18 protein-coding genes and 1 other RNA gene are annotated in these 20,754 nt (G+C 54.9%); 6 read left to right on the top strand and 13 right to left on the bottom strand.

Features of this window, described 5'->3' with window-relative positions; translation table 11 throughout:
- Nucleotides 1-280 precede the first annotated feature (280 nt).
- Both BLU37_RS16750 and BLU37_RS16745 read left to right on the top strand, forming a co-directional pair.
- Nucleotides 281-826: a kinase inhibitor gene (locus BLU37_RS16750; protein WP_090206750.1), complete on the top strand. Its 546-nt coding sequence runs from the start codon at nucleotides 281-283 to the stop codon at nucleotides 824-826.
- Between the two features lies 1 nt (nucleotide 827).
- The gene (locus BLU37_RS16745; RefSeq protein WP_090206747.1) at nucleotides 828-1,649 is read left to right on the top strand and encodes a helix-turn-helix transcriptional regulator; all 822 of its coding nucleotides are present in this window, start codon (nucleotides 828-830) and stop codon (nucleotides 1,647-1,649) included.
- Here BLU37_RS16745 and BLU37_RS16740 read toward each other — a convergent pair.
- Genes BLU37_RS16740 through BLU37_RS16730 form a run of 3 tightly spaced genes read right to left on the bottom strand, consistent with a single transcriptional unit; the run spans nucleotide 1,646 to nucleotide 3,499 of the window.
- Entirely contained in the window at nucleotides 1,646-1,954 is a 309-nt protein-coding gene (locus BLU37_RS16740; RefSeq protein ID WP_090206744.1) for a YciI family protein, read from the bottom strand. The two genes, BLU37_RS16745 and BLU37_RS16740, sit on opposite strands and share 4 nt — an antisense overlap.
- 26 nt (nucleotides 1,955-1,980) lie before the next feature.
- Entirely contained in the window at nucleotides 1,981-2,610 is a 630-nt protein-coding gene (locus BLU37_RS16735; protein ID WP_029533050.1) for an FMN-dependent NADH-azoreductase, read from the bottom strand.
- 28 nt (nucleotides 2,611-2,638) lie between these two features.
- Entirely contained in the window at nucleotides 2,639-3,499 is an 861-nt protein-coding gene (locus tag BLU37_RS16730) for an alpha/beta fold hydrolase (protein ID WP_090206740.1), read from the bottom strand.
- A 128-nt stretch (nucleotides 3,500-3,627) separates the two neighbouring features.
- Here BLU37_RS16730 and BLU37_RS16725 point away from each other — a divergent pair, with 128 nt between their 5' ends.
- A complete protein-coding gene (locus BLU37_RS16725) occupies nucleotides 3,628-4,626 on the top strand; it encodes a GlxA family transcriptional regulator (RefSeq protein ID WP_090206737.1) in 999 nt (332 codons plus the stop codon).
- Nucleotides 4,627-4,867: 241 nt separating this feature from the next.
- Here the strand turns inward: BLU37_RS16725 and BLU37_RS16720 are convergent, their stop codons facing one another.
- The 5 genes from BLU37_RS16720 to BLU37_RS16700 form a co-directional block, all read right to left on the bottom strand.
- Nucleotides 4,868-5,395, bottom strand: a complete 528-nt coding sequence (locus BLU37_RS16720; RefSeq protein WP_090206734.1) for a hypothetical protein — start codon at nucleotides 5,393-5,395, stop codon at nucleotides 4,868-4,870.
- A 32-nt stretch (nucleotides 5,396-5,427) separates the two neighbouring features.
- On the bottom strand, nucleotides 5,428-6,939 hold the full coding sequence (gene tnpC, locus BLU37_RS16715) for an IS66 family transposase (RefSeq protein WP_090202057.1): 1,512 nt from the start codon (nucleotides 6,937-6,939) through the stop codon (nucleotides 5,428-5,430).
- A gap of 18 nt (nucleotides 6,940-6,957) precedes the next feature.
- The gene (gene tnpB / locus BLU37_RS16710; RefSeq protein ID WP_004883347.1) at nucleotides 6,958-7,317 is read right to left on the bottom strand and encodes an IS66 family insertion sequence element accessory protein TnpB; all 360 of its coding nucleotides are present in this window, start codon (nucleotides 7,315-7,317) and stop codon (nucleotides 6,958-6,960) included.
- Nucleotides 7,318-7,386: 69 nt separating this feature from the next.
- Nucleotides 7,387-7,701: a hypothetical protein gene (locus BLU37_RS16705; RefSeq protein ID WP_090206731.1), complete on the bottom strand. Its 315-nt coding sequence runs from the start codon at nucleotides 7,699-7,701 to the stop codon at nucleotides 7,387-7,389.
- Nucleotides 7,702-8,162: 461 nt separating this feature from the next.
- On the bottom strand, nucleotides 8,163-10,922 hold the full coding sequence (locus BLU37_RS16700; protein WP_090206728.1) for a TrlF family AAA-like ATPase: 2,760 nt from the start codon (nucleotides 10,920-10,922) through the stop codon (nucleotides 8,163-8,165).
- A 282-nt stretch (nucleotides 10,923-11,204) separates the two neighbouring features.
- On the opposite strand from BLU37_RS16700, the gene tnpB (BLU37_RS16695) reads away from it, so the two are divergent.
- The 3 genes from tnpB (BLU37_RS16695) (at nucleotide 11,205) to BLU37_RS16680 (ending at nucleotide 13,851) form a co-directional block, all read left to right on the top strand.
- Nucleotides 11,205-11,564 carry an IS66 family insertion sequence element accessory protein TnpB gene (gene tnpB, locus BLU37_RS16695; protein ID WP_004883347.1) on the top strand — a complete coding sequence of 120 codons (360 nt, stop codon included), beginning with the start codon at nucleotides 11,205-11,207 and terminating at the stop codon, nucleotides 11,562-11,564.
- Nucleotides 11,565-11,582: 18 nt separating this feature from the next.
- On the top strand, nucleotides 11,583-13,094 hold the full coding sequence (tnpC, locus tag BLU37_RS16690) for an IS66 family transposase (protein WP_090202057.1): 1,512 nt from the start codon (nucleotides 11,583-11,585) through the stop codon (nucleotides 13,092-13,094).
- A 376-nt stretch (nucleotides 13,095-13,470) separates the two neighbouring features.
- Complete coding sequence (locus tag BLU37_RS16680; RefSeq protein ID WP_090206725.1) at nucleotides 13,471-13,851, top strand: type II toxin-antitoxin system Phd/YefM family antitoxin; 381 nt, start codon at nucleotides 13,471-13,473, stop codon at nucleotides 13,849-13,851.
- On the opposite strand, the gene BLU37_RS16675 is transcribed toward BLU37_RS16680, so the two are convergent.
- The 5 genes from BLU37_RS16675 to ligA form a co-directional block, all read right to left on the bottom strand.
- Nucleotides 13,848-14,387, bottom strand: coding sequence for a hypothetical protein (locus BLU37_RS16675; RefSeq protein ID WP_090206722.1), 540 nt, complete (start codon nucleotides 14,385-14,387; stop codon nucleotides 13,848-13,850). The two genes, BLU37_RS16680 and BLU37_RS16675, sit on opposite strands and share 4 nt — an antisense overlap.
- Nucleotides 14,388-14,798: 411 nt before the next feature.
- Nucleotides 14,799-16,499 carry an AIPR family protein gene (locus BLU37_RS16665; RefSeq protein WP_090206719.1) on the bottom strand — a complete coding sequence of 567 codons (1,701 nt, stop codon included), beginning with the start codon at nucleotides 16,497-16,499 and terminating at the stop codon, nucleotides 14,799-14,801.
- A gap of 331 nt (nucleotides 16,500-16,830) precedes the next feature.
- An RNA gene (ffs, locus tag BLU37_RS16660) (signal recognition particle sRNA small type) lies at nucleotides 16,831-16,927 on the bottom strand.
- Between the two features lie 385 nt (nucleotides 16,928-17,312).
- Entirely contained in the window at nucleotides 17,313-17,627 is a 315-nt protein-coding gene (locus BLU37_RS16655; protein ID WP_090206716.1) for a DUF6124 family protein, read from the bottom strand.
- Between the two features lie 628 nt (nucleotides 17,628-18,255).
- A complete protein-coding gene (gene ligA, locus BLU37_RS16650; protein WP_090206713.1) occupies nucleotides 18,256-20,613 on the bottom strand; it encodes an NAD-dependent DNA ligase LigA in 2,358 nt (785 codons plus the stop codon).
- Nucleotides 20,614-20,754 lie beyond the last annotated feature (141 nt).

The following is a 20,754-nucleotide window of genomic DNA, read 5'->3' as shown; positions in this document are numbered from 1 at the left end:
CTCTCCCCTCCCCAGCCTGACTCCAGCACTGGATGGCAAGCGAGCCAACCTGCGCCATCATGCCAAGACCTCCCCGGTGATCAATGAGCCTGCCACTCCCCTGCGGCGATTGGGCTTGCCCACGCTCGATTGCGCAGCAGTCGCAAACCCAGCCACCCCAATAACCCTGAGTCCGCCCACAAACCTCCGAGCGTTTCGGCACAATCACCGAGCACCCCGGCACAACATGCCTCCCTGCCAGCCCATAGACTCGCCTTATCCCCCCAAAGACGAGCGCACCATGAAAACTCCACTCCTCCTCGCCGCCCTCGGCCTGAGCTTCACCGCCCAGGCCGCCGACTTCACTGTCACCAGCCACGACATCAGCAACGGCAAGCCGCTGACCAGTCGTGAAGTCTTCCAGGGCTTCGGCTGCACCGGCGGTAACACTTCTCCACAGTTGTCCTGGCAGAACGCCCCGACGGGCACCCAAAGCTTCGCCATCACCGCCTACGACCCCGATGCCCCGACCGGCAGCGGCTGGTGGCACTGGACCGTGGCCAACCTCCCCGCCACCACCCACGAACTGCCTTCCGGTGCCGGCAGTGTTGGCGGCCAGTTGCCCGCCGGCGCCGTGCAGGGTCGCACCGACTACGGCCAACCCGGTTTCGGCGGTGCCTGCCCACCGCCGGGTGACAAGCCGCACCGTTACCAATTCACCGTCTGGGCCCTGAAGACGGATAAACTGCCGGTCGACGAACAGTCCAGCGGCGCTCTGGTTGGCTACCTGCTCAATGCCAATGCCCTGGGCAAAGCCACACTCACCGCCACCTACGGACGCCCTTGAGATGAACGCACCTGCCGGCCCCCAACATCACGAAAGCCGCCTCGGCACCAGCGTGATCCAGGCCCGGCAGCCCCATGCGCTGAAACGGGTGCCGGTTTTCGTCACCACCCTGTGCCGGATTCGACAGGGTGAAAAACTGATGAGCTGGGATGACCGGCAGATGCGTGTGGGCTCGAAACACCTGATCTTGCTGCCGGCAGGGCGTGAACTGACGATCAGTAACTTTCCCGGTACGCAGGGCTACTACATTGCCGATACGGTGAGCTTCCCGACGGAACTGCTGCGCGCCTTCAGCGCCCGTCACAGCCAGCAGGTCAATGCCCAACACACCAGGACGGCACCACAGGAACTCTGCGTGCCGCTGGACCGGCACACCAGCCGTGCCTGGGAAAGTCTGCTGGAGGCCATCAACACCGATGCGCCGCAGGCCTTGCGTATTCATTACGCGGAGGCGGTGCTGCTGGCGTTGACGTTGGGTGGTTGGGCCGCCCCGGTGCTGCTGGACCGCCACGATCCGCTGTGCGAACGCGTGCAGCAGATCGTCATGAGCGCACCAGCACGGGACTGGACGGTGGCGGATGTCGCCGAACGCCTGCACCTGGGCGCCTCGACCTTGCGACGCCAGTTGGCGAATGAGGACGACAGCTTCAGCCATATCCTGGAGAACGTCCGCCTGGGCATGGCGCTGCAGTGGTTGCAGACCACGACCAGACCGATTGGCGAGATTGCTGCGGCCTGCGGGTATGCCTCGGCGTCACGCTTTGCCGTGCGGTTTCGCAAGCATTACGGATTGTCGCCGAGGGAGTTACGGGCAGCGATCTAGATCGCCTTCGCCCCCGGCGCCCATTGCTCGGGAAAAGCACTGGAACGGATCGCCGGCTCACAACGCTGGATATCGAACGTCACCAGTTGGTAAACCGCGAAGGGATCCTCGTCCAGTATTTTCTGGATATCGGCAAGGTGCTCCCCTTGCGCGAGAATGAATCCACCGCTCTGCTGCTCAAGAGGCCCGGCGAACAGGATAGTGCCCGCCTGGATATGCTGGACCAGCCACGCCTTGTGGGCATCCAGATGAACCTTGACCTGATCCACAGGGCGGATATAGCTCAGCGTAATGGCAAATATCATGGGGAAATCCTCGTTATCGTGGGAAATCAGGCAGAAACCGACACACCATTGACCACCTCGGCAATCGCGGCCCTGGCCTGTTCGATGCCCTGCTGCCGCACCTGGTCGCCTTTCGACGCCCCTTCGGCGCGGACGAACTGCACATCGCCAATCCCCAGGAAACCGAAGAACGCCTTGAGGTAGTTCTCCTGGAAATCCATGTGGGCAAAAGGACTCTGGGCGTAGAAACCGCCACGCGCCGAAACGACGATCACACGTTTGCCCGCCGACAGGCCGACCGGGCCCTTTTCCGTGTATTTGAAGGTCCGCCCCACTTGAGCGATGCGGTCCAGCCAGGCTTTCAACTGGCTCGATACCGAGAAGTTGTACATCGGCGCACCGATCACCAGCAGATCGCTGTGCAGAAACTCGGTCACCAGCGTTTCGGAAACCTGGTGCTCATGCACCGTAGCCTCATCCCACTCGCCGCCCCCAGGCTGGCGGAAGCCTGCGGCGATGGCGCCGCTCAGATGGCGGATTTCATTTTCGGCCAGGTCGCGGTACGTCACTTTGGCCTCGGGATGGCGGGCACTCAGTTGCGCGACAACGGCGGCAGACAGGTCCCGCGTTACGGAACCGCCACCCAGGATGCTGGAATCGATATGCAGAATATTCATGTAAACCTCACGTTCAGGGACTGATCAATTACTGAAACAGGCTATTTCCAGGCTTTGCGGCTTCCCGTGCCGCTTTATCTATCAACATCGCCACCTCATCGGGATGCGAGAGCAACGACAGGTGACTGGAATCGATCGAAGTGACCTTGGCGCCTATTCGCTGGGCGATGGCCTTTTGCACCGCCGGCCGTAGCGCATGGTCACTCTCCGTTTGCAAATACCAACTGGGCTTGTCGTGCCACGCCGCGTGCTGGATCTTTCCGGAAAAACTGGCAGCAGCGATGGGTTGCTGAATCGAGGCCAATACGTTCACCTGAGCCATGGGCAGGTCTGCGGCCATCACCTGATGAAACGCCTGGGGATCGTCCAGCCAGACCAGGCCCTGGGCATCCGGCACCAGGCCATCCATGGGCGCGTTGAGCGAAGACAGCAGATCCGCCACCGACTCGCCGCTATCGGGCGCCAGCGCACTGAGGTAGACCAGGCCTTTGACCTGCGCGCCGTTGCCCGCCTGAGTGATCACCGCACCTGCCCAGGAATGCCCCACCAACAACACATCGCCCTTCTGCCGACGCAACACCCGTTCGGTAGCGCTGACGTCATCGGCCAACGAGGTCAGCGGATTCTGTACGGCGGTAACGTGGTAGCCCATGGCCTGCAGCCGGCTAATCACCTGCGCCCAACTGGAACCATCGGTAAAGGCCCCATGCACCAGGACGATATTGCGCACAGTCGTGGGAGCGAGAGCTGGAGCGGCAACAGCCGGAACGCTGCCGACCAGGGTCGCCAACCCGACAGCGGCTGCCAGTTGACTCAACCATTTGAAGGCAGAAAAACCATGCTTGGCCTGAAACCCAGCGGAGTGGTGCGAACGAGTGAATGAATTCATGCCAAATTGCTCTGATCTACTGATGGGACAAAGTCTATAGAGCCCCCGGCAATGGCATCAGATGGCAAACAAGACATGTTTCATGTAAAACTCGCCAAACCTGCCACCCTCACCGAGCCAACCTTCCCATGCGCATTGCGATCATCGCGGTAGAAGGCAGCCTGCTGTCTGCGATCACCGGCCTGGCCGACCTCTTCTGGATCACCAATCAGGCGCTGCGCTCGCCGCCGGAAGGAACGGTGGCGAGCCTGCCGGATCCCGACCGGGTGTCCTTCCAGACGAACATCGTCAGCGCGGATGGCCGCCCGCTGCGCGACCCTCAGGGCCGCTTGATTCCGGTGGATGGTTCTTTTCATGAACTGGCCGAGTGCGAGGTCGCCCTGGTGACCGGCATGGCGCTGGGCGCGGATAAATTGCCGCCACTCTCGGATTCGATACGCCAGGCGGCGCTCTGGCTCCAGGAGCAGCACAAGCACGGCGTATTGGTGGGTGCCGCCTGTGCCGGCACCTTCGTGCTGGGCGAAGCCGGACTGCTCGATGGCCGACGCTGCACCACCACCTGGTGGCTGCACCATGCCTTCAAACAGCGTTTTCCCAGGGCACAGACCGTCTGGGGCACGGCGGTTGAAGAACAGGATGGCGTCATCACCACCGGCGGCCCGTTGTCGTGGGTCGACCTGGCCCTGCATGTCATCCGCCGCCAGGCCGGCCCTGCGGTTGCCAAGTTGGCGGCCGATGTCTCGGTGGCCGACAGCCTGCCGCTGCCGCAGGCAATCTATGCGCCCCGGGGGTTTATCAACGCGGCCGATCCCTTGTTGCTGCAGGCCGAACAGATCATCCGCCACATCAACCCGGGCGTGACTGCCGAAGGCTTGGCCGGCGCGTTGAACCTGAGCGAAAGAACCTTGCACCGACGCCTCAAGGAACTGAGCAACGAGTCGCCCAAGACCTTTATCACCCGCGTGCGGATCGAAACGGCGTGCGTGCTGCTGGAGACCCCGGGCGCCAGCGTCAAGCAGGTGGCGCTCAAGTGTGGGTACAGTGAAGAAACCTCGTTCCGACGGGCGTTTATCCAACTGACAGGGATGACGCCGGCGGATTACAAGCGCTGGGCGAGTGCTCGTTAAAACACCCCGATGACGCTGCCCCACCCTGTGGCGAGTGGGCTTGCCCATGCTCGGGTGCGTAGCAGTCGTAGACCGGATCACGCCGAAACCGCAGGGACAGCAGGGACAGCATCACCTTGAAATCCAGAACGCGGAAGCAGCCATGATCGGTGGCTTTATTGTCGACCAAACGGGAACGGATTTATTTCCCAGCAAAAGTAGAAAATAAATCCGTCCCCGTTTCTCCTGAGTAGCATGCTGGTCATTGCCTGGAGCTGGAGACGGCAATAATCTGCTTCACTTTGTTTTGGCTCTCGCCCAGTAGGACGGCTATTTCCTTGTGATCCTTGCCTTGAACCACCATATCCATGATTTTGGAGGGTAGGATTTCCATTTTGTAGATTGAAGCTGATTCCCGCGCAATGCTACCCAAGTCTGATCCGGTAAACTCGTCACCAAATTTCTTAATAGCGAGGCTCGCTCGATCACTAAGATTCTTGGCGAGATAAAAATCATCATCCTCTGCTAGCTTGCGAGAATAGCCAGCTAATTCTTCTCGGGTTTTGTATACATCAGTGAAACCGTGATCCTCATCTAGATCTTCGTCCTCGGGTTCATAAATCGAACAGAGCATCCTGAGCTTCGATTGCGTGACATGCTCGACAATCAATGGCGGATTGTTGAAGATCGCGTACGTGATGAACTCGATATTCTTCCCTGCCGCTTCTGATTGGAGCTTTTTGACCTCTTCCAGACGGTTCTGGCTCTCGGAATATCGTAAGCGCTCCATAAACCCCACTTGGCTAAAGATAGGTAAAGCGCTTAGCTGTGAAGTCGAGGTTCGCAGTTCCACGGCAGCAAGGCTTCGTAATCCTCAACCGAAGTCGCCGTTGGCAGGCGTTCCAGTGCGTGGCGCAGCCACGCATAAGGCTCTTGGCCGTTGGCTTTGGCAGTCTCGACCAAGCTGTAAAGTTGAGCACTGGCCGTCGCGCCCTTGGGCGTGTCGCTAAACAGCCAGTTCTTTCTTCCGATCACGAAGGGGCGGATCGCGCGTTCTGCCGCGTTGTTGTCCATCGGCAAATACCCTTCCTCGACGTATCGCTCCAGCTTGCTCCAGTTACTTGCGAGGTAACTGATGGCTTTGCCCAAGGCATTCTGAGCGGTGACCTGGGGCTGCGTCTTTTCGATCCAGCTTTTCAACTGAGCCAGTATCGGCAGGCTATGTTCGTGACGGCCGATTTTACGATCAGCGTCGCTACTGGCCTTCAAGTCGCGTTCGATCCCATACAGCTTGTTGATCAGATTCAGCGCGATATCCGCACGTCCCGTTTTACCTTTGGGCTGCACTTTCTGTGCTTCAACAAACTTGCGTCGCGCATGCGCCCAGCAGCCTAGACGCTCAACTCCGTCCTGCGCGCCCAAGGCATTGTAACCGGCGTAGTCATCGGTCATCACGTAACCGCGATAACCTTCGAGCAGGCGCGTTGGCACCTCCTGCGCACGGCTGGTGGAGTAGTCAAAAAGGATGACCGGCCTATCCGGTGGGCCGCCGGTTTGCACCCACATCCAGGATTGGCTGCTCGGTTCTCGATCTGGTTCTTTCAGCACTTGCACGCGCGTTTCGTCGCAGTGGATGACGCGGCTTTCCAGTAGCCGGTCGCGCATCAAATTCAGCAGCGGCTGAAAGTGTTCGCCGCACTGGATCACCCAGCGAGCCAAAGTCTGGCGCGGGATATCAATACCGTAGCGACCCAACACTTTTTCAAATCGATGAAGCGGTAAACCGTCAACGTATTTGGTAGTCAGCAACATCGCCAAAACGCTGGGGCTGGCCATGCTTTTTTCAATCAGTTGAGCAGGCTTGTCCGCAGTGACTGGGGCGGCTTCGCATTCACGGCAACCGTAGATCTTGCGCACATGCTTGATCACGCGGATCTGCATTGGCACGATCTCAAGCTGCTCGCTGATTTCCTCACCAATGCTGTGTTTACGGCAACCGCAGGCGCAGGTCAGTTCGTGCTCGGGCAGTTCGTGGATGACTTCGATGCGCGGCAGATCGGCAGGCAGCGGCTTGCGCTTGCCACGGCGCTTGGCGGGGGCGACAACCTCTTCTTCAGCGTTTTCGTCGATAGCTTCGACGACGCTTTCGGCTTCGTTGAAGAGCGCCAACTGCGGTGTGGCCGGATCGGCTGTTTGCTCGGACTTGCGTCCGAACAAGCGCTGGCGCAGCAATGCGTTCTCTTCTTCTAGAAAACCGACCCGCGACTGCATCTTCGCAAGCATTTGCTTGAGCAGTTGGAGATCGTCGGGAAGGTTGTCGGGCATGGATTTCATGCCCTGGATTATACCGAATCAGGCCACGAATCGCGGCGTCAAAACCTGATGGGGACGGTTACGCCAGAGGTCAAAACCGTCGAGCAGCCAGTTCAGTTCCTGGACGGTGAGGACAATCGCCTCGTCGGTGGCATCGGGCGATGTTTTGAATCGCTCTGATTCCAGGCGTTTGAGCCAAAGGCAGAAGCCGTTGCGCTCCCAGTACAAGATTTTCACTCGGTTGCGCGGCTTGTTGAGGAAAACGAAAAGTACCGGGTCGAATACGGCAACCTTGATATCCAGTTCGACCAGCGCAGCCAGTCCGTCGATGGATTTTCGAAAGTCTACAGGTTTGGGGTAGAGGTACACTTTTTCGACTTTGGCGTCGGGTCGCATCATGGCGCACGGGCTCCTGAGAGTATCGGGAGCCCAGCATCCCGCGTTAGCTTAGTGCTTTGAATGTGGGGTTTATGGAGCGCTTACGGAATATCCAATCATAAAATCTAGGATCATTCCCTCCGTCGCGTTGGTGGTTCCTGTGACCAGCTCGACAACCACGAAGGATGGAACGTTAGTTTTGATCCATTCGTGCAGGTCGCCGGTTATGTCCATATCAACTCTCAGATGATTCTTAGAATTGCGCAGCGATCCCATCGTGAACGGAACCTTACCTTCTAGGCAAAAGGCTTCGATAGCCTTGTATGAAGCGGTCAGGGCACTCACCTCAGTCTCAACGTCAAGCGCCAAAATTGTGTCCAGTATTGAATCTAAATCTTTGCTCATATCATTCCCTGACAGTTAGTTAAATTTCCGCATGTATTCCCGCAGAAGCTCGCTGGTCGTTAGGCTTTTCATCGCTACAAGCATGAACACACCGATCATTCGAGCTTCGACCAAACGGGGATGGATTTATTTCCCAGCAAAAGTAGAAAATAAATTCGTCCCAGTTTCTCCTCTCAGCAAGCGGGGCCATTCAAATCAAAAGCACTCTCAAATTCGGTTCTTCACGTCACGCTGGCGGATGTGAATTTGGCTGTATTGTAAGACGAGTGCGGGGCAGTCTAGCAAGACCTTTGTACCATCTAAGTTCCTCACTTTAGTACCACCCGAAAGCCTTCTCGATAATTTCGCCCCTTGACCTCAATGTAAGCCACAACCAACTAGTCCGGTTGAAAGGGCTGTCCCATTTGGTTTGCCATAATCCATTGCACCTTAGCCAGATGACCATTTGTCACACTCATACACTAGATATTCACCATGCGACGATACCGTTGCAGCAAAGCAGCTTCCCCTCCCTCCATGATTTCACACACTTGCCTGCGCACGTCGAGATCCTGAAGGCTTCCACTCGCTGTCAGCTCAATCTGCCCACGATCCTGCAACGCGATGACGTATTCCGAGTCGGCGTTTACTACAATATTTGGGTTATGAGTAACGACGATGACCTGTCTCTCTGCTTTATTTTTCTGAAGTTTACTCACAATCAAGGATGTAATGAGACCGTTATCCAAGTCGTCCTCTGGCTGATCTAGAACTAACGGTTCATCCCCATAAGAAAGCAGAAAAGAAAGAACTGTCGCTGCCTTTTGACCAGCGGAGCCTTGAGATATATCCTTCATCCTCTTACCGTCGTTATATTTCACAACCAACTTATCACCTGGAAACCAAGCTACAATCTGATTCATAACCTCAGGACGTAACAGTCCGACAAAATCAATAAATCGCCTACCAAGCTGAACACCCAGTACCGCACCCTCCTTAAATCTTACAAAATCAACCTTAAATTTATGAACAGCGTCCATTCTCAAGTTCAAAGCAGAATCATCATCTGTGCGAGCGATAGCTAAGACACTTTTGTTAAGTGCATTTAGAATACCAGTCTCTCGCTCAGAATCGAAAATATCACCCGCAAATGCGCCATCGTGCCGTGATATTAGACTCCTAAACTCATAGTCTAGATCCACATCATCCGCCAAGGGCTCAACCTTCAACTCTATAGAGTTATTCCCCTCTATATGCTCCTTGATAAAACCATTACGACGCCGAGTGAGTTCTTTTCTTAGTTCAATCATACGCGCATAAGCAGAGAGGCTTTCAGCGTGAAGCTCATCAACTTTACTTTTGAGCAAATCAAGCGCATCTATACTTGCTTTTAGAGCATCCCGCTGCTTTATCAATTCGTGGTAAATCCCGGGATTAGACACCCCTTTTTCAGTAAGACTCTGTACCAACTCTCCATACTTACTCTTAACATCATTTTGCTTAGCTTGGTACGCACTACCAACCAGCCAATCTTTGAGCGCACCGATCTTACTTTCTGCGTCTCTAACGCAAGCAAGCGCATTTTGCTTGGATAACTCCAGGTCGGACGAAAGGGCGTGAAACTCTTTCAAAACCTCCAACTCGTCTTCCTCCTCCTCCGAAAACCCTTGCAAATTAAAATCATCAAACTGCAAGTCTTCAACTATCTGAAGCGCGCCTGCCCACCCGCCTTCAAGGTTATTAAAGTGCTCTTTAAGCACAGACTGCTGAACAGTAAATTTTTGGAAATTAGAAAGTATCTGTGTATGCCCTGACTTCTCAATAACATCAATCTTTTGATTTACATCAGAAAGTTGCCCAACAAGAGCCGCTCTATTTGTGATTTTTGCTTGAAACTCTCTTTTTTGTACATTCAAGCGAAGGAATTTATTTGTTTCCTCTTCGTACTCCATCTTCCAGGCCAAATGATTAACTTGTTCGGACGAGTCAATCAGACGAAGTAGCGCATTGGGATTTTTCGCAAAATCAAATATTTGCTTCTGGCTAAACACCTTAATTGGAAAGCGGCTAGATGCATCACCCTCTTCAGCGATCCACTCACCGTCAACCAGCTTATCAATTTCAACAATTTCAGATCCGTAGCGCCAACTCAGCTTATATCGCGCACCTTGCTTCATCACTTCGACTTCAAGCAGAGTACTATCCTGCATCACTCCATCGTCATCCCGGCTGAGTGACTTTTTTACAAATCTTTCAAAATTGTTTTTTATTTCATTTCCTTTCGGCAACGAAATCAAATCATTCCCTCTACCAGTCGCCAGTCGTAGAAACTCAAGCAATGAAGATTTGCCGCTACCCCTGCCACCTATAACTGAGTTCAGCCATGGATTAAATTCCACGAAGAACTTCTTGCCACGCCCACAGTATTTAGCATCTGTCACACATAGACTCAGAATCAAGGATTCTGAAGTAGCATTTGGATCTCCGGTGCAATTATCGGAGCGCTTAATTGAGGATTCACCATCAATCAAGGCTAACCGGAGGCCATCAATTGTCGGGGAGGACATTTTCACCCAGGTGAAAGCGCGGCCCACTGTATCCGGCGCATGGGAATCAGAACCTATAACTTCAGGCAAATTGAAATTCAGACTTTTGTAAGGACCAAGCGCTGCCCTATGAGTTTCCGGCGGCTTACCATTAGGGAAAATTATCTCGACAGCTGACGACTTGCTACATAGCTGACTAATCGTGTGAGAAGAATTTATCTGACACATACCTGCTGCCATATCAATGTGAGCGGGTATAGCTACACCACCTGACTTTATAATTTCCTCTACGATTGCTTCAGCACTATCCTCAGCTACAGCATCACTATCCCCTCTGGTTCCTCGATAGTGCGTCGCACCCACTACCCCATTAACGAATTGAGTATCTTTTGAAGGATCAAATATCGCAAGTATGTGAATATTAGAGTTAGCTGTGATTTCTACCCCAGGAAATATAAATATTGAGAAACCTTCTGCTCGCAGCTCTTCAGCCGCCTCTTTCAACCTATCAACCCAATCACCTGAGTTGTGATCCGTAATCGCAACGCACTCGATACCGTTTTCAATGTAAGGCAAGAGCCAATCTCTTGGCGTCATATTTTCTTTTAAGTGAGGTTGGCTTTTCGCATAATCCATCGAGGCAGGGGTATGAGTGTGGAAATCAAATTTCCACCAACGAGCACCAACAAATTCCATTTTTAGCTCCTACCGCAAATTTTGAAAATTCGACAAACATCAAGCTAGCCATTCGCCATCAACATGTCTACTACAGAAATCAACGCCGCTAAAAATGAGCAAAAATTTGTCTGAAGTTAATAGTATTGGGTTCCCAGCCTCTCCCCCCTTCCCCCGCCTCCTTCACGTAATCCACTCGCTATGAACCCCGGTTTAAGGGTAAGCGCTCCATAAACCCCACATTCAAAGCACTAAGCTAACGCGGGATGCTGGGCTCCCGATACTCTCAGGAGCCCGTGCGCCATGATGCGACCCGACGCCAAAGTCGAAAAAGTGTACCTCTACCCCAAACCTGTAGACTTTCGAAAATCCATCGACGGACTGGCTGCGCTGGTCGAACTGGATATCAAGGTTGCCGTATTCGACCCGGTACTTTTCGTTTTCCTCAACAAGCCGCGCAACCGAGTGAAAATCTTGTACTGGGAGCGCAACGGCTTCTGCCTTTGGCTCAAACGCCTGGAATCAGAGCGATTCAAAACATCGCCCGATGCCACCGACGAGGCGATTGTCCTCACCGTCCAGGAACTGAACTGGCTGCTCGACGGTTTTGACCTCTGGCGTAACCGTCCCCATCAGGTTTTGACGCCGCGATTCGTGGCCTGATTCGGTATAATCCAGGGCATGAAATCCATGCCCGACAACCTTCCCGACGATCTCCAACTGCTCAAGCAAATGCTTGCGAAGATGCAGTCGCGGGTCGGTTTTCTAGAAGAAGAGAACGCATTGCTGCGCCAGCGCTTGTTCGGACGCAAGTCCGAGCAAACAGCCGATCCGGCCACACCGCAGTTGGCGCTCTTCAACGAAGCCGAAAGCGTCGTCGAAGCTATCGACGAAAACGCTGAAGAAGAGGTTGTCGCCCCCGCCAAGCGCCGTGGCAAGCGCAAGCCGCTGCCTGCCGATCTGCCGCGCATCGAAGTCATCCACGAACTGCCCGAGCACGAACTGACCTGCGCCTGCGGTTGCCGTAAACACAGCATTGGTGAGGAAATCAGCGAGCAGCTTGAGATCGTGCCAATGCAGATCCGCGTGATCAAGCATGTGCGCAAGATCTACGGTTGCCGTGAATGCGAAGCCGCCCCAGTCACTGCGGACAAGCCTGCTCAACTGATTGAAAAAAGCATGGCCAGCCCCAGCGTTTTGGCGATGTTGCTGACTACCAAATACGTTGACGGTTTACCGCTTCATCGATTTGAAAAAGTGTTGGGTCGCTACGGTATTGATATCCCGCGCCAGACTTTGGCTCGCTGGGTGATCCAGTGCGGCGAACACTTTCAGCCGCTGCTGAATTTGATGCGCGACCGGCTACTGGAAAGCCGCGTCATCCACTGCGACGAAACGCGCGTGCAAGTGCTGAAAGAACCAGATCGAGAACCGAGCAGCCAATCCTGGATGTGGGTGCAAACCGGCGGCCCACCGGATAGGCCGGTCATCCTTTTTGACTACTCCACCAGCCGTGCGCAGGAGGTGCCAACGCGCCTGCTCGAAGGTTATCGCGGTTACGTGATGACCGATGACTACGCCGGTTACAATGCCTTGGGCGCGCAGGACGGAGTTGAGCGTCTAGGCTGCTGGGCGCATGCGCGACGCAAGTTTGTTGAAGCACAGAAAGTGCAGCCCAAAGGTAAAACGGGACGTGCGGATATCGCGCTGAATCTGATCAACAAGCTGTATGGGATCGAACGCGACTTGAAGGCCAGTAGCGACGCTGATCGTAAAATCGGCCGTCACGAACATAGCCTGCCGATACTGGCTCAGTTGAAAAGCTGGATCGAAAAGACGCAGCCCCAGGTCACCGCTCAGAATGCCTTGGGCAAAGCCATCAGTTACCTCGCAAGTAACTGGAGCAAGCTGGAGCGATACGTCGAGGAAGGGTATTTGCCGATGGACAACAACGCGGCAGAACGCGCGATCCGCCCCTTCGTGATCGGAAGAAAGAACTGGCTGTTTAGCGACACGCCCAAGGGCGCGACGGCCAGTGCTCAACTTTACAGCTTGGTCGAGACTGCCAAAGCCAACGGCCAAGAGCCTTATGCGTGGCTGCGCCACGCACTGGAACGCCTGCCAACGGCGACTTCGGTTGAGGATTACGAAGCCTTGCTGCCGTGGAACTGCGAACCTCGACTTCACAGCTAAGCGCTTTACCTATCTTTAGCCAAGTGGGGTTTATGGAGCGCTTACGTTTAAGGCCTCGGTGGTAAAAATTAAAACGGCGACTAATTGGAGATAGGTATCCGGCAGCAATATGCGCAATCAGGTTCTTCACGTAGTTGTTGAACGTCGTGGCGCTGATGGTACTGGTCGCCTCCGCGATGGACTGCTCCAGTGGTTGGTCCGGCACCTGATGCAGGCACGGGGGAAGCTTCAGCGCCGTCTCTCGAAATAGGTGGGCGTCCTTGCGGGTTATCTGGTCGATGGGCATGCCACCGATGATTCTGGTCAACAGCACGGCTACCGCACGCTTGTCGTCTCGGGACTTGACCGCGACGCCCTCGCAGCGCTGGTGGGTTAGTTGTTCATCGAGCACCGCAAGGAAGCCAGACGATTGCTGGGACCAAACGGGGACGGATTTATTTCCCACGTCTCCGTTTCTCGCTTCATTGACAGCACGGAGCTGGAGAGCAATTTCGAACAGTACGTCGAGCAGGCGCACAACGGCGAGGAATTCGTCATCATCCGCAATGGCAAGCCGCTGCCGAGGCTGGTCACGTACCAACCCGAGCTGCGACGCGTTGGGTTCTGTAAGCTGCAAACCGGCGGCGCTGATTTTAACTTTGACGAGTTCCAAGCGGCGGACAAAGGAATCGAAGACCTATTCTTTGCCGGAGAGATATTCCCCGAAGACAGCTCCACCGATGAGCCAGGACCAAATAAGTTAGGAAATAAGGTCTAGCCCCCTATCAACGACGTACATTGGGACTTCAAATATGAATCAAATGGCATATCGGCCGGCCAATGCGCAAGATTCACAACAACACCACCATATTTACTGACCACCCTACCCAGCACCTTCTTCGTATCCGAAGTCAGGATCGCTGAATGGGCCGACCTCGCTGCAAGCGATACGTCAGCTTCATTTTTGTACAGCCCCGTAGGTCGTAGTGTGTCTTTAACGACACCACTCTCTGAACTTAAAATCTTGCTTTCTGCCAAACCAATGAACCTTCCGCAATCAAAACCTCCGACCCGAGACTCACCATCTGAATTTGCTTCAGCAAAACCAAAGTATGTGTCGGTAGTCACTACCCCGCAGGTGACCCATTTCAAGACATAGCTCTTCAAATCCTCGGGCAATGTTCGTATCTCGAACTCAGCTTCGCGAGTAATGGCAAAGACAAAGTCATTCGCAGAAATGTCGACCGCTAAGTCTACTTTTCGAGCAAACAGGTAATCCCAAGCGTTGTTGTCGATGAAAACACTGACGGCCATGTACTGAATCCCTCTAAAGAAGATGGCAATACTGCTCCTGCTACACAAAGTATTCTAGACTTATCAGCCCCACTACGGGCGTCAATACATCCGGCCTGAAGCTCTTACTATACCGTCCAAACGTGATGCCCCCTGTCTGATGCCCCAGCAGCCCACCGACCAGTGACTCAGTAACGCCCTTTTTTTTCAGGTAGTCGGCCAAGGTGTGGCGGAAGCTGGACCAAACGGGGACGGATTTATTTCCCAGAAAAAGTAGAAAATAAATCAGAAAATAAATCCGTCCCCGTTTCTGCTGACCGACACTGTAATGAGTTGGCAGTATCCATCACGGCAGTCGTTATGGCTTCAATTTTCGCCAAATAGAATGCCCTCGCATTTCAGTTCTCCAACTGACACGAGGGCAACTCCACATTAACTAGAAATATTATGAAGCTTTGGTAATTTCCAACGAGCGGAGTTATTTAGCTTCAGAGCAAGTGTTCTCTTCAACTTATCTAGAAAAGGCTTTACACGAATTTCGTTTCGAACACTCGCAGCTTCATCATCCGAACTTACAATACTAACCGCAATTTCGGAGTACAACTCCATCGCCTTTCTAGAATACTTGCCTACTGCATTTTTGAAATCATCACCTACCATCTTGCTTAAGGTCAGTTTCGAAACGTCAGTACCAAGACGGTCAATTAGGAAATTAGTAACAAAAATCCCCCACGGAGTACCATGTATACCTAAAATAACCTTCATCACTTTATCGTCAGGCACACCGGCTGCATTAAGCAATACAGCTCGCTCCACTTCAACTTCGTGAGCTATCAACCACGCAAGAAAAACTTTTTCTGCTGTTAACCCTCGCGGAAATACCATTTTATAAAAACGATCAAACAGCTCCATCTTTCTCGTAACAGCTTCGAGAATGGTATCATCGGACATAGCAGCCAAATACTGAGCGGCTTTATCCAGCTCTATCCTCTTCGAATTTTTCATTACCCTTGCACCCTCTTGCTTGGGCGCATACGTATAGTCGATAGTGGAAAATGTGGTGCGCAAACTTTCTTGAATAGGATCAAGTAATCGAACAGCAGCAAGCTTAACCGGGTTTTGCGTGTTGTTGTACCTAACAATATCTGTAAGCAATGCTTTCTTAGCCGCCACCACCCGCACTAACACCTGCGATTGCCCCGCACTGGGGCTATTTTCAATAGCTTTAGATAGGCTAACTGTGGTTTGACAACCATTGACAATTGAGAAGCTTCTGATTGTGTATTTATTCTCAGCGATCTCCTCAAATGAATCGGCAACTATTGTGATGCCATTATTCAAAGCCCAAAAATCACCATGCCTATTTTCTGCGGTCTCGACTATCTTCTCGTTAATACCGCCCTTTCGCTGACCGATAAAAAGCCGGACATTACCCTCAAATAGTTGATTATCATACTGGCCATATAGGCGAAATAGCTCTCCAGCATATACAGAACCAACTATTGAATACCCAAACTCCCCGCGCAGCTCAGCGATACCACCATTAAACTGCAAGCTATCTTGCGGAACATTACGATCAGCAGCTTTTACTACTAAATATTTATCATATAAAGTATCTTGATATTCATAGAAGAATGAGACATCCCCATAACTTCTGGAACGAACAGTTGCCTCTCTATTTCTTGATATAAGGTCAGATTTAGCTGCGAGCGTTACCAAGCCAAAGACCATACTATAACCGTCTATATCTCCTTCAGTCAATCTATCATATATGTCATTTCGACCCGCATACTGAAACATAATAGGGTCTTTAACGCTAGCGACAGCACCAATTAGCGCATTCCATTTCTTCAAACCAGCACTTTTATCTGCTCTCTCGGAAACATATCCTTGAAGCACATAAATAGTCTGCTGGTCATCGTCGATGTAAATAAAATCACAACCAGCATCTTCCGGGCCGTCTACCGAGGCGGCATCAATTGCCTCGTCTTCGTCAATACCCAAAAGAGTGGACGCGTACCATGCAGCCAGGGCTCTATCACGACTTATACCGCCCCTTTTAGCTAGCGAGTCAATCGCAGCAAGCAGTTCCTTACGTTGGGCAGGAGTTTTTTGAGTGGGTGACAGAGCCATTTGCGTAAGTCCTTTTACAATGTTTGAAAGGCGTTTTCTTTGATATCGCAATGCTATCATGCGTCCTCACGAGGCAGCCAATACAACCGGCTAACCACCCAGCTAGAGCACGCAAAAATGAGTCAGCGAAGCTCGCAGAGCCTCATAGCAGCTATTGGTAGTGGCGCCTCACAGGCGAAACCGCCCACTGAGTGGCTACATTGGTGTGAACAAAATTAACAAAGTAAGATTGCCAGCTCAGTGCACCACTTAGGTGTACCTAAACGCTGTCATACTTCGAAACTTTTTACTGATAAATCCTTTAAAATCAAGGACTTAGAAATGGAGGCAACCCCACCAGCCACACCCCGGCACACAATGTTCCCGCTGTGGCTGCTCCCTTCCGGGCCTGACCAGGTTAACGGGTAATCGTTGCGGGGGGACCGATGGGGTCACCATAACAACACTCGCCTGGCAGCGAGCCGCGCCATTGTACCTAGATAACGGGAAGTTACAACCGCTAGGTGGCGTAAAAATTCGATGAGGGTCAAGCACTTGTCGGCGCGGGGATGTGCTGTCGGACCTTGCGGGGCAGGAAGAACGTAGATGCATGGAGCGCTGCTGGGCCTGTGGGAGCCGGCTTGCTGGCGATGGCGGCCTCGCTGGCGCCGCAAAAGGGGGTGGATGGCCGCCTTTGGCGGATCGCCAGCAAGCCGGCTCCCACAGTGGGGGGATAGGCGTATGACGCAAGCTCGGCAGGAGCAGGCGATGCGGCGATCCGGCTTACGAATAGGCCCCAAGCGCTGCTCGCAGCCATGAGGCCTACCGTCGGGGTCAGGTGGTTACTTGTTTGGCATCCAGAAGCTCATCGACCTGGACCTGGGCCAGGTCGACCAGGTGGACGACGGCCAACGCCAGTTTGCGGGTGGTGCCTTGCAGGTGGTCCGCGCATTCGTAGGCAGTCGCGGAGGCGGATTGGAGGATTTCGTGGATCTGGGCCAGGGTGTCTTCAGCCGTGGGCGTTTCGCGTCGTGAACGTCGTTTGGTCAGGGAAGAAAGTTCGTAGTGGGAGAACGCTCTGTCGACGGCTCGTTGGCCGGCTGGGGATGACAGGTCTTCGGTTGGGGGATTGGGAGTGATCTTGAACATGATTGTGAGCCTCTTTCACGCTGTTTAGGGAAAGACTGTCACCGTTAGCTTGCACGCAAAGAGGGTGGCAGCTGTACGCAGGTGTGCAAGACCGGGGGCGAAGAGGCGCACAAATAACCCGGCAGATCCCGAAGATCTCCCGCGTACAGCCGCCATAACACAGGATTCCAGACACGAAGGTGCTGAAAGTGCATGACATTGATGCGCCTTCTATCGCTTTGCGGACTTGCACGTCCGTATCACCGATTTTGCGGTGACAAGACGCAGACTAGTCCCCAGCTGGAACAGGCGCAACGGGTTGGGATTTTCTAGGAAACTTCACTCAAATTAAAGAGATCTTTCGATAATTGGGGAGATGGCAGAAGGCTTTGCGGCGGCCCTCTCCTGTCAAATGAACCTGAAGCATCGGCAATGCCAAGGAACAGAAATATCAGTCGAAGTTTGGGGGTTTTCTGACTGACACAGGGTGAAAAAGCAATTCGGCAGATGGGTGCCAGGTGGTTCACGTAGCGCTTGTGAGGCCGTCTTCGCGGATGAAGCCGGCTCCCACAGGTCGGCGTCAAGCGTACAGACTGCGTACGCCGCAGTAGCTGCTGGGGCCGACTTGCGGCCCCAGCAGCTATCCGTGTCAGGCTTCGATACCGTGGGTTTTCAGGAAAGCGACGAACGCCTCTTCATCCAGCACCTTGAGGCCCAGTTCGTTGGCCTTCGCCAGTTTTGAGCCAGCGCCCGGGCCTGCGACCACGCAATGGGTCTTGGCCGAAACGGAACCCGCCACCTTGGCGCCCAGGCTTTCCAGTTTGTCCTTGGCCACATCGCGGCTCATCAGTTCCAGCGAGCCGGTCAGCACCCAGGTCTGGCCGGTCAGCGGCAGGCCTTCCACGGTCTTTTTCTCGCTCTGCCAATGCATGCCGAAATCACGCAGTTGCGCTTCGATCGCCAGCGCCCGTTCGGCATTGGCCGGTACATCGAAGAACTCCCGTACCGCCTTCGCCGGCTTTTCGTTCAGCGCCTGGCGCAGGTCCAGCCAGTCGGCGTTGATGATGCCTTCGACCGAGCCGAACTTGGCCGCCAGTTTTTCCGCCGCCGTCGGGCCCACCGAGCTGATGTCGAGCTTGGCGATCAATCCACCCAGGGTGGTGCTGGCAGCGAATTCGGCGCCCAGTTCGCCCTGGTCCTGCAGCACCAGGCCGCGTTCGAGCAGTTGGCCGATAACCGTGCGGTTGTGTTCGTCTTCGAAGAAGCTGTGGATCTCGTGGGCCACTTCCAGGCCGATGTCCGGCAGGTAGGTCAGCACGGCCGGCAACGCCTGCATCACCCGCTCCAGCGAGCCCAGGGAACGCGCCAGGACCTTGGCGGTCTCCTCGCCCACATCGGGAATGCCCAGGGCGTAGATGAAGCGCGCCAGGCTCGGCTGTTTGCTGTCGGCGATGGCTTGCAGCAGGTTGCTGGTCGACAGTTCGGCAAAGCCTTCGAGGTCGACGATGTCTTCGCGCTTGAGGGTGTAGAGGTCGGCCGGCGAGGCGATCAGGTTTTCATCCACCAGTTGTTCGATGGTCTTGTCACCCAGGCCTTCGATGTCCATCGCGCGGCGGGAGACGAAGTGGATGATCGCCTGCTTGAGTTGCGCGCCGCAGGCCAGGCGGCCGACGCAGCGGTACACCGCGCCTTCGCTGACGGTTTCACGGCCCTTGCTGCGCTTGATCAGTTGGGTGCGTTCGACGTGGGAGCCGCACACCGGGCAGCTCTCGGGAATCTGCACAGCGCGGGCGTTTTCCGGGCGGCGCTCGGTGACCACCTGGACCACTTGCGGAATCACGTCACCGGCGCGGCGGATGATCACGCTGTCGCCGATCATCAGCCCCAGGCGCGCCACTTCGTCCATGTTGTGCAGGGTGGCGTTGGAGACGGTGACGCCAGCGACCTTGACCGGCTTGAGGCGGGCCACCGGAGTGACCGCGCCGGTACGGCCGACCTGGAACTCCACGTCGAGCAGTTCGGTGAGTTCTTCCATCGCCGGGAACTTGTGGGCAATCGCCCAGCGCGGCTCGCGGGCACGGAAGCCCAGTTCGCGCTGGGACGCCAGGCTGTTGACCTTGAACACCACGCCGTCGATTTCATAGGGCAGCGCGTTGCGGCGCTCGCCGATAGCGCGGTAGTAGTCCAGGCATTCGTCGATGCCCTTGGCCAGTTTCAGTTCATGGCTGATGGGCATGCCCCAGGCCTTGAGTTGCTGCAGGTTGCCGATGTGGCTGTCGGCGATGTCGGCCGAGACCTGGCCCAGCCCGTAGCAGCAGAATTCCAGCGGGCGGCTGGCGGTGATCTTCGAGTCGAGCTGGCGCAGGCTGCCCGCTGCGGCGTTGCGCGGGTTGGCGAAGGTCTTGCCGCCCGCCTCCAGTTGCGCCTCGTTGAGGCGTTCGAAGCCGGCCTTGGACATGAACACTTCGCCGCGCACTTCGAGGGTCGCCGGCCAACCGCTGCCCTGCAGCTTGAGCGGAATGTTGCGCACGGTACGCACGTTGACGCTGATGTCTTCGCCGGTGGTGCCGTCGCCACGGGTAGCGCCGCGCACCAGCAGGCCATCCTGGTACAGCAGGCTGACCGCCAGGCCATCGAGTTTCGGTTCGCAGCTGTATTCGACGGCGGCGCCACCCCCGAACAGGTCGCCGGCCGGCAGGTCGAGGCCTTCGGTGACGCGGCGATCGAATTCGCGCATGTCGATTTCTTCGAAGGCGTTGCCCAGGCTCAGCATCGGGATTTCATGGCGGACCTGGGTGAACGCGGTCAACGCTGCGCTGCCGACGCGCTGGGTCGGCGAGTCGGCGGTGACCAGTTCCGGGTGTTCGGCTTCCAGGGCCTTGAGCTCGTGGTACAAGCGATCGTATTCGGCGTCCGGGATGCTCGGTTCGTCGAGCACGTGGTAGCGGTAGTTGTGCTGATCCAGTTCAGCACGCAGCTCTAGAATACGGGTCTGGGCGACGGTCATGGGGTCTCTCGGAAAGCAAAAGAGCAGCCGGGGCTGCTCAATATGTTAGTGCGTTTTCGGCGGTGAAGCGTAGGGCCTCTTCGCGGGCAAGCCCGGCGCCTACAGGATCTGCGATGTTCGACTGAGGTCTGCAGGAGCAGG

The organism is Pseudomonas asplenii (assembly GCF_900105475.1).
In the GTDB taxonomy this organism is placed as follows: Bacteria; Pseudomonadota; Gammaproteobacteria; order Pseudomonadales; family Pseudomonadaceae; genus Aquipseudomonas; species Aquipseudomonas asplenii.
Note: the sequence above shows the minus strand (reverse complement) of the source record. Positions and strands in the feature narration are given on the sequence as shown.

Coding starts and splice junctions, on each gene's coding strand:
- tnpB (WP_004883347.1), top strand. CDS start 11,205: ATGATGCGACCCGACGCCAAAGTCGAAAAAGTGTACCTCTACCCCAAA.
- BLU37_RS16740 (WP_090206744.1), bottom strand. CDS start 1,954: ATGATATTTGCCATTACGCTGAGCTATATCCGCCCTGTGGATCAGGTC.
- BLU37_RS16655 (WP_090206716.1), bottom strand. CDS start 17,627: ATGTTCAAGATCACTCCCAATCCCCCAACCGAAGACCTGTCATCCCCA.
- tnpC (WP_090202057.1), bottom strand. CDS start 6,939: ATGAAATCCATGCCCGACAACCTTCCCGACGATCTCCAACTGCTCAAG.
- BLU37_RS16750 (WP_090206750.1), top strand. CDS start 281: ATGAAAACTCCACTCCTCCTCGCCGCCCTCGGCCTGAGCTTCACCGCC.
- tnpC (WP_090202057.1), top strand. CDS start 11,583: ATGAAATCCATGCCCGACAACCTTCCCGACGATCTCCAACTGCTCAAG.
- BLU37_RS16730 (WP_090206740.1), bottom strand. CDS start 3,499: ATGAATTCATTCACTCGTTCGCACCACTCCGCTGGGTTTCAGGCCAAG.
- tnpB (WP_004883347.1), bottom strand. CDS start 7,317: ATGATGCGACCCGACGCCAAAGTCGAAAAAGTGTACCTCTACCCCAAA.
- BLU37_RS16735 (WP_029533050.1), bottom strand. CDS start 2,610: ATGAATATTCTGCATATCGATTCCAGCATCCTGGGTGGCGGTTCCGTA.
- BLU37_RS16700 (WP_090206728.1), bottom strand. CDS start 10,922: ATGGAATTTGTTGGTGCTCGTTGGTGGAAATTTGATTTCCACACTCAT.
- BLU37_RS16725 (WP_090206737.1), top strand. CDS start 3,628: ATGCGCATTGCGATCATCGCGGTAGAAGGCAGCCTGCTGTCTGCGATC.
- BLU37_RS16745 (WP_090206747.1), top strand. CDS start 828: ATGAACGCACCTGCCGGCCCCCAACATCACGAAAGCCGCCTCGGCACC.
- BLU37_RS16665 (WP_090206719.1), bottom strand. CDS start 16,499: ATGGCTCTGTCACCCACTCAAAAAACTCCTGCCCAACGTAAGGAACTG.
- BLU37_RS16675 (WP_090206722.1), bottom strand. CDS start 14,387: ATGGCCGTCAGTGTTTTCATCGACAACAACGCTTGGGATTACCTGTTT.
- BLU37_RS16720 (WP_090206734.1), bottom strand. CDS start 5,395: ATGGAGCGCTTACGATATTCCGAGAGCCAGAACCGTCTGGAAGAGGTC.
- BLU37_RS16705 (WP_090206731.1), bottom strand. CDS start 7,701: ATGAGCAAAGATTTAGATTCAATACTGGACACAATTTTGGCGCTTGAC.
- ligA (WP_090206713.1), bottom strand. CDS start 20,613: ATGACCGTCGCCCAGACCCGTATTCTAGAGCTGCGTGCTGAACTGGAT.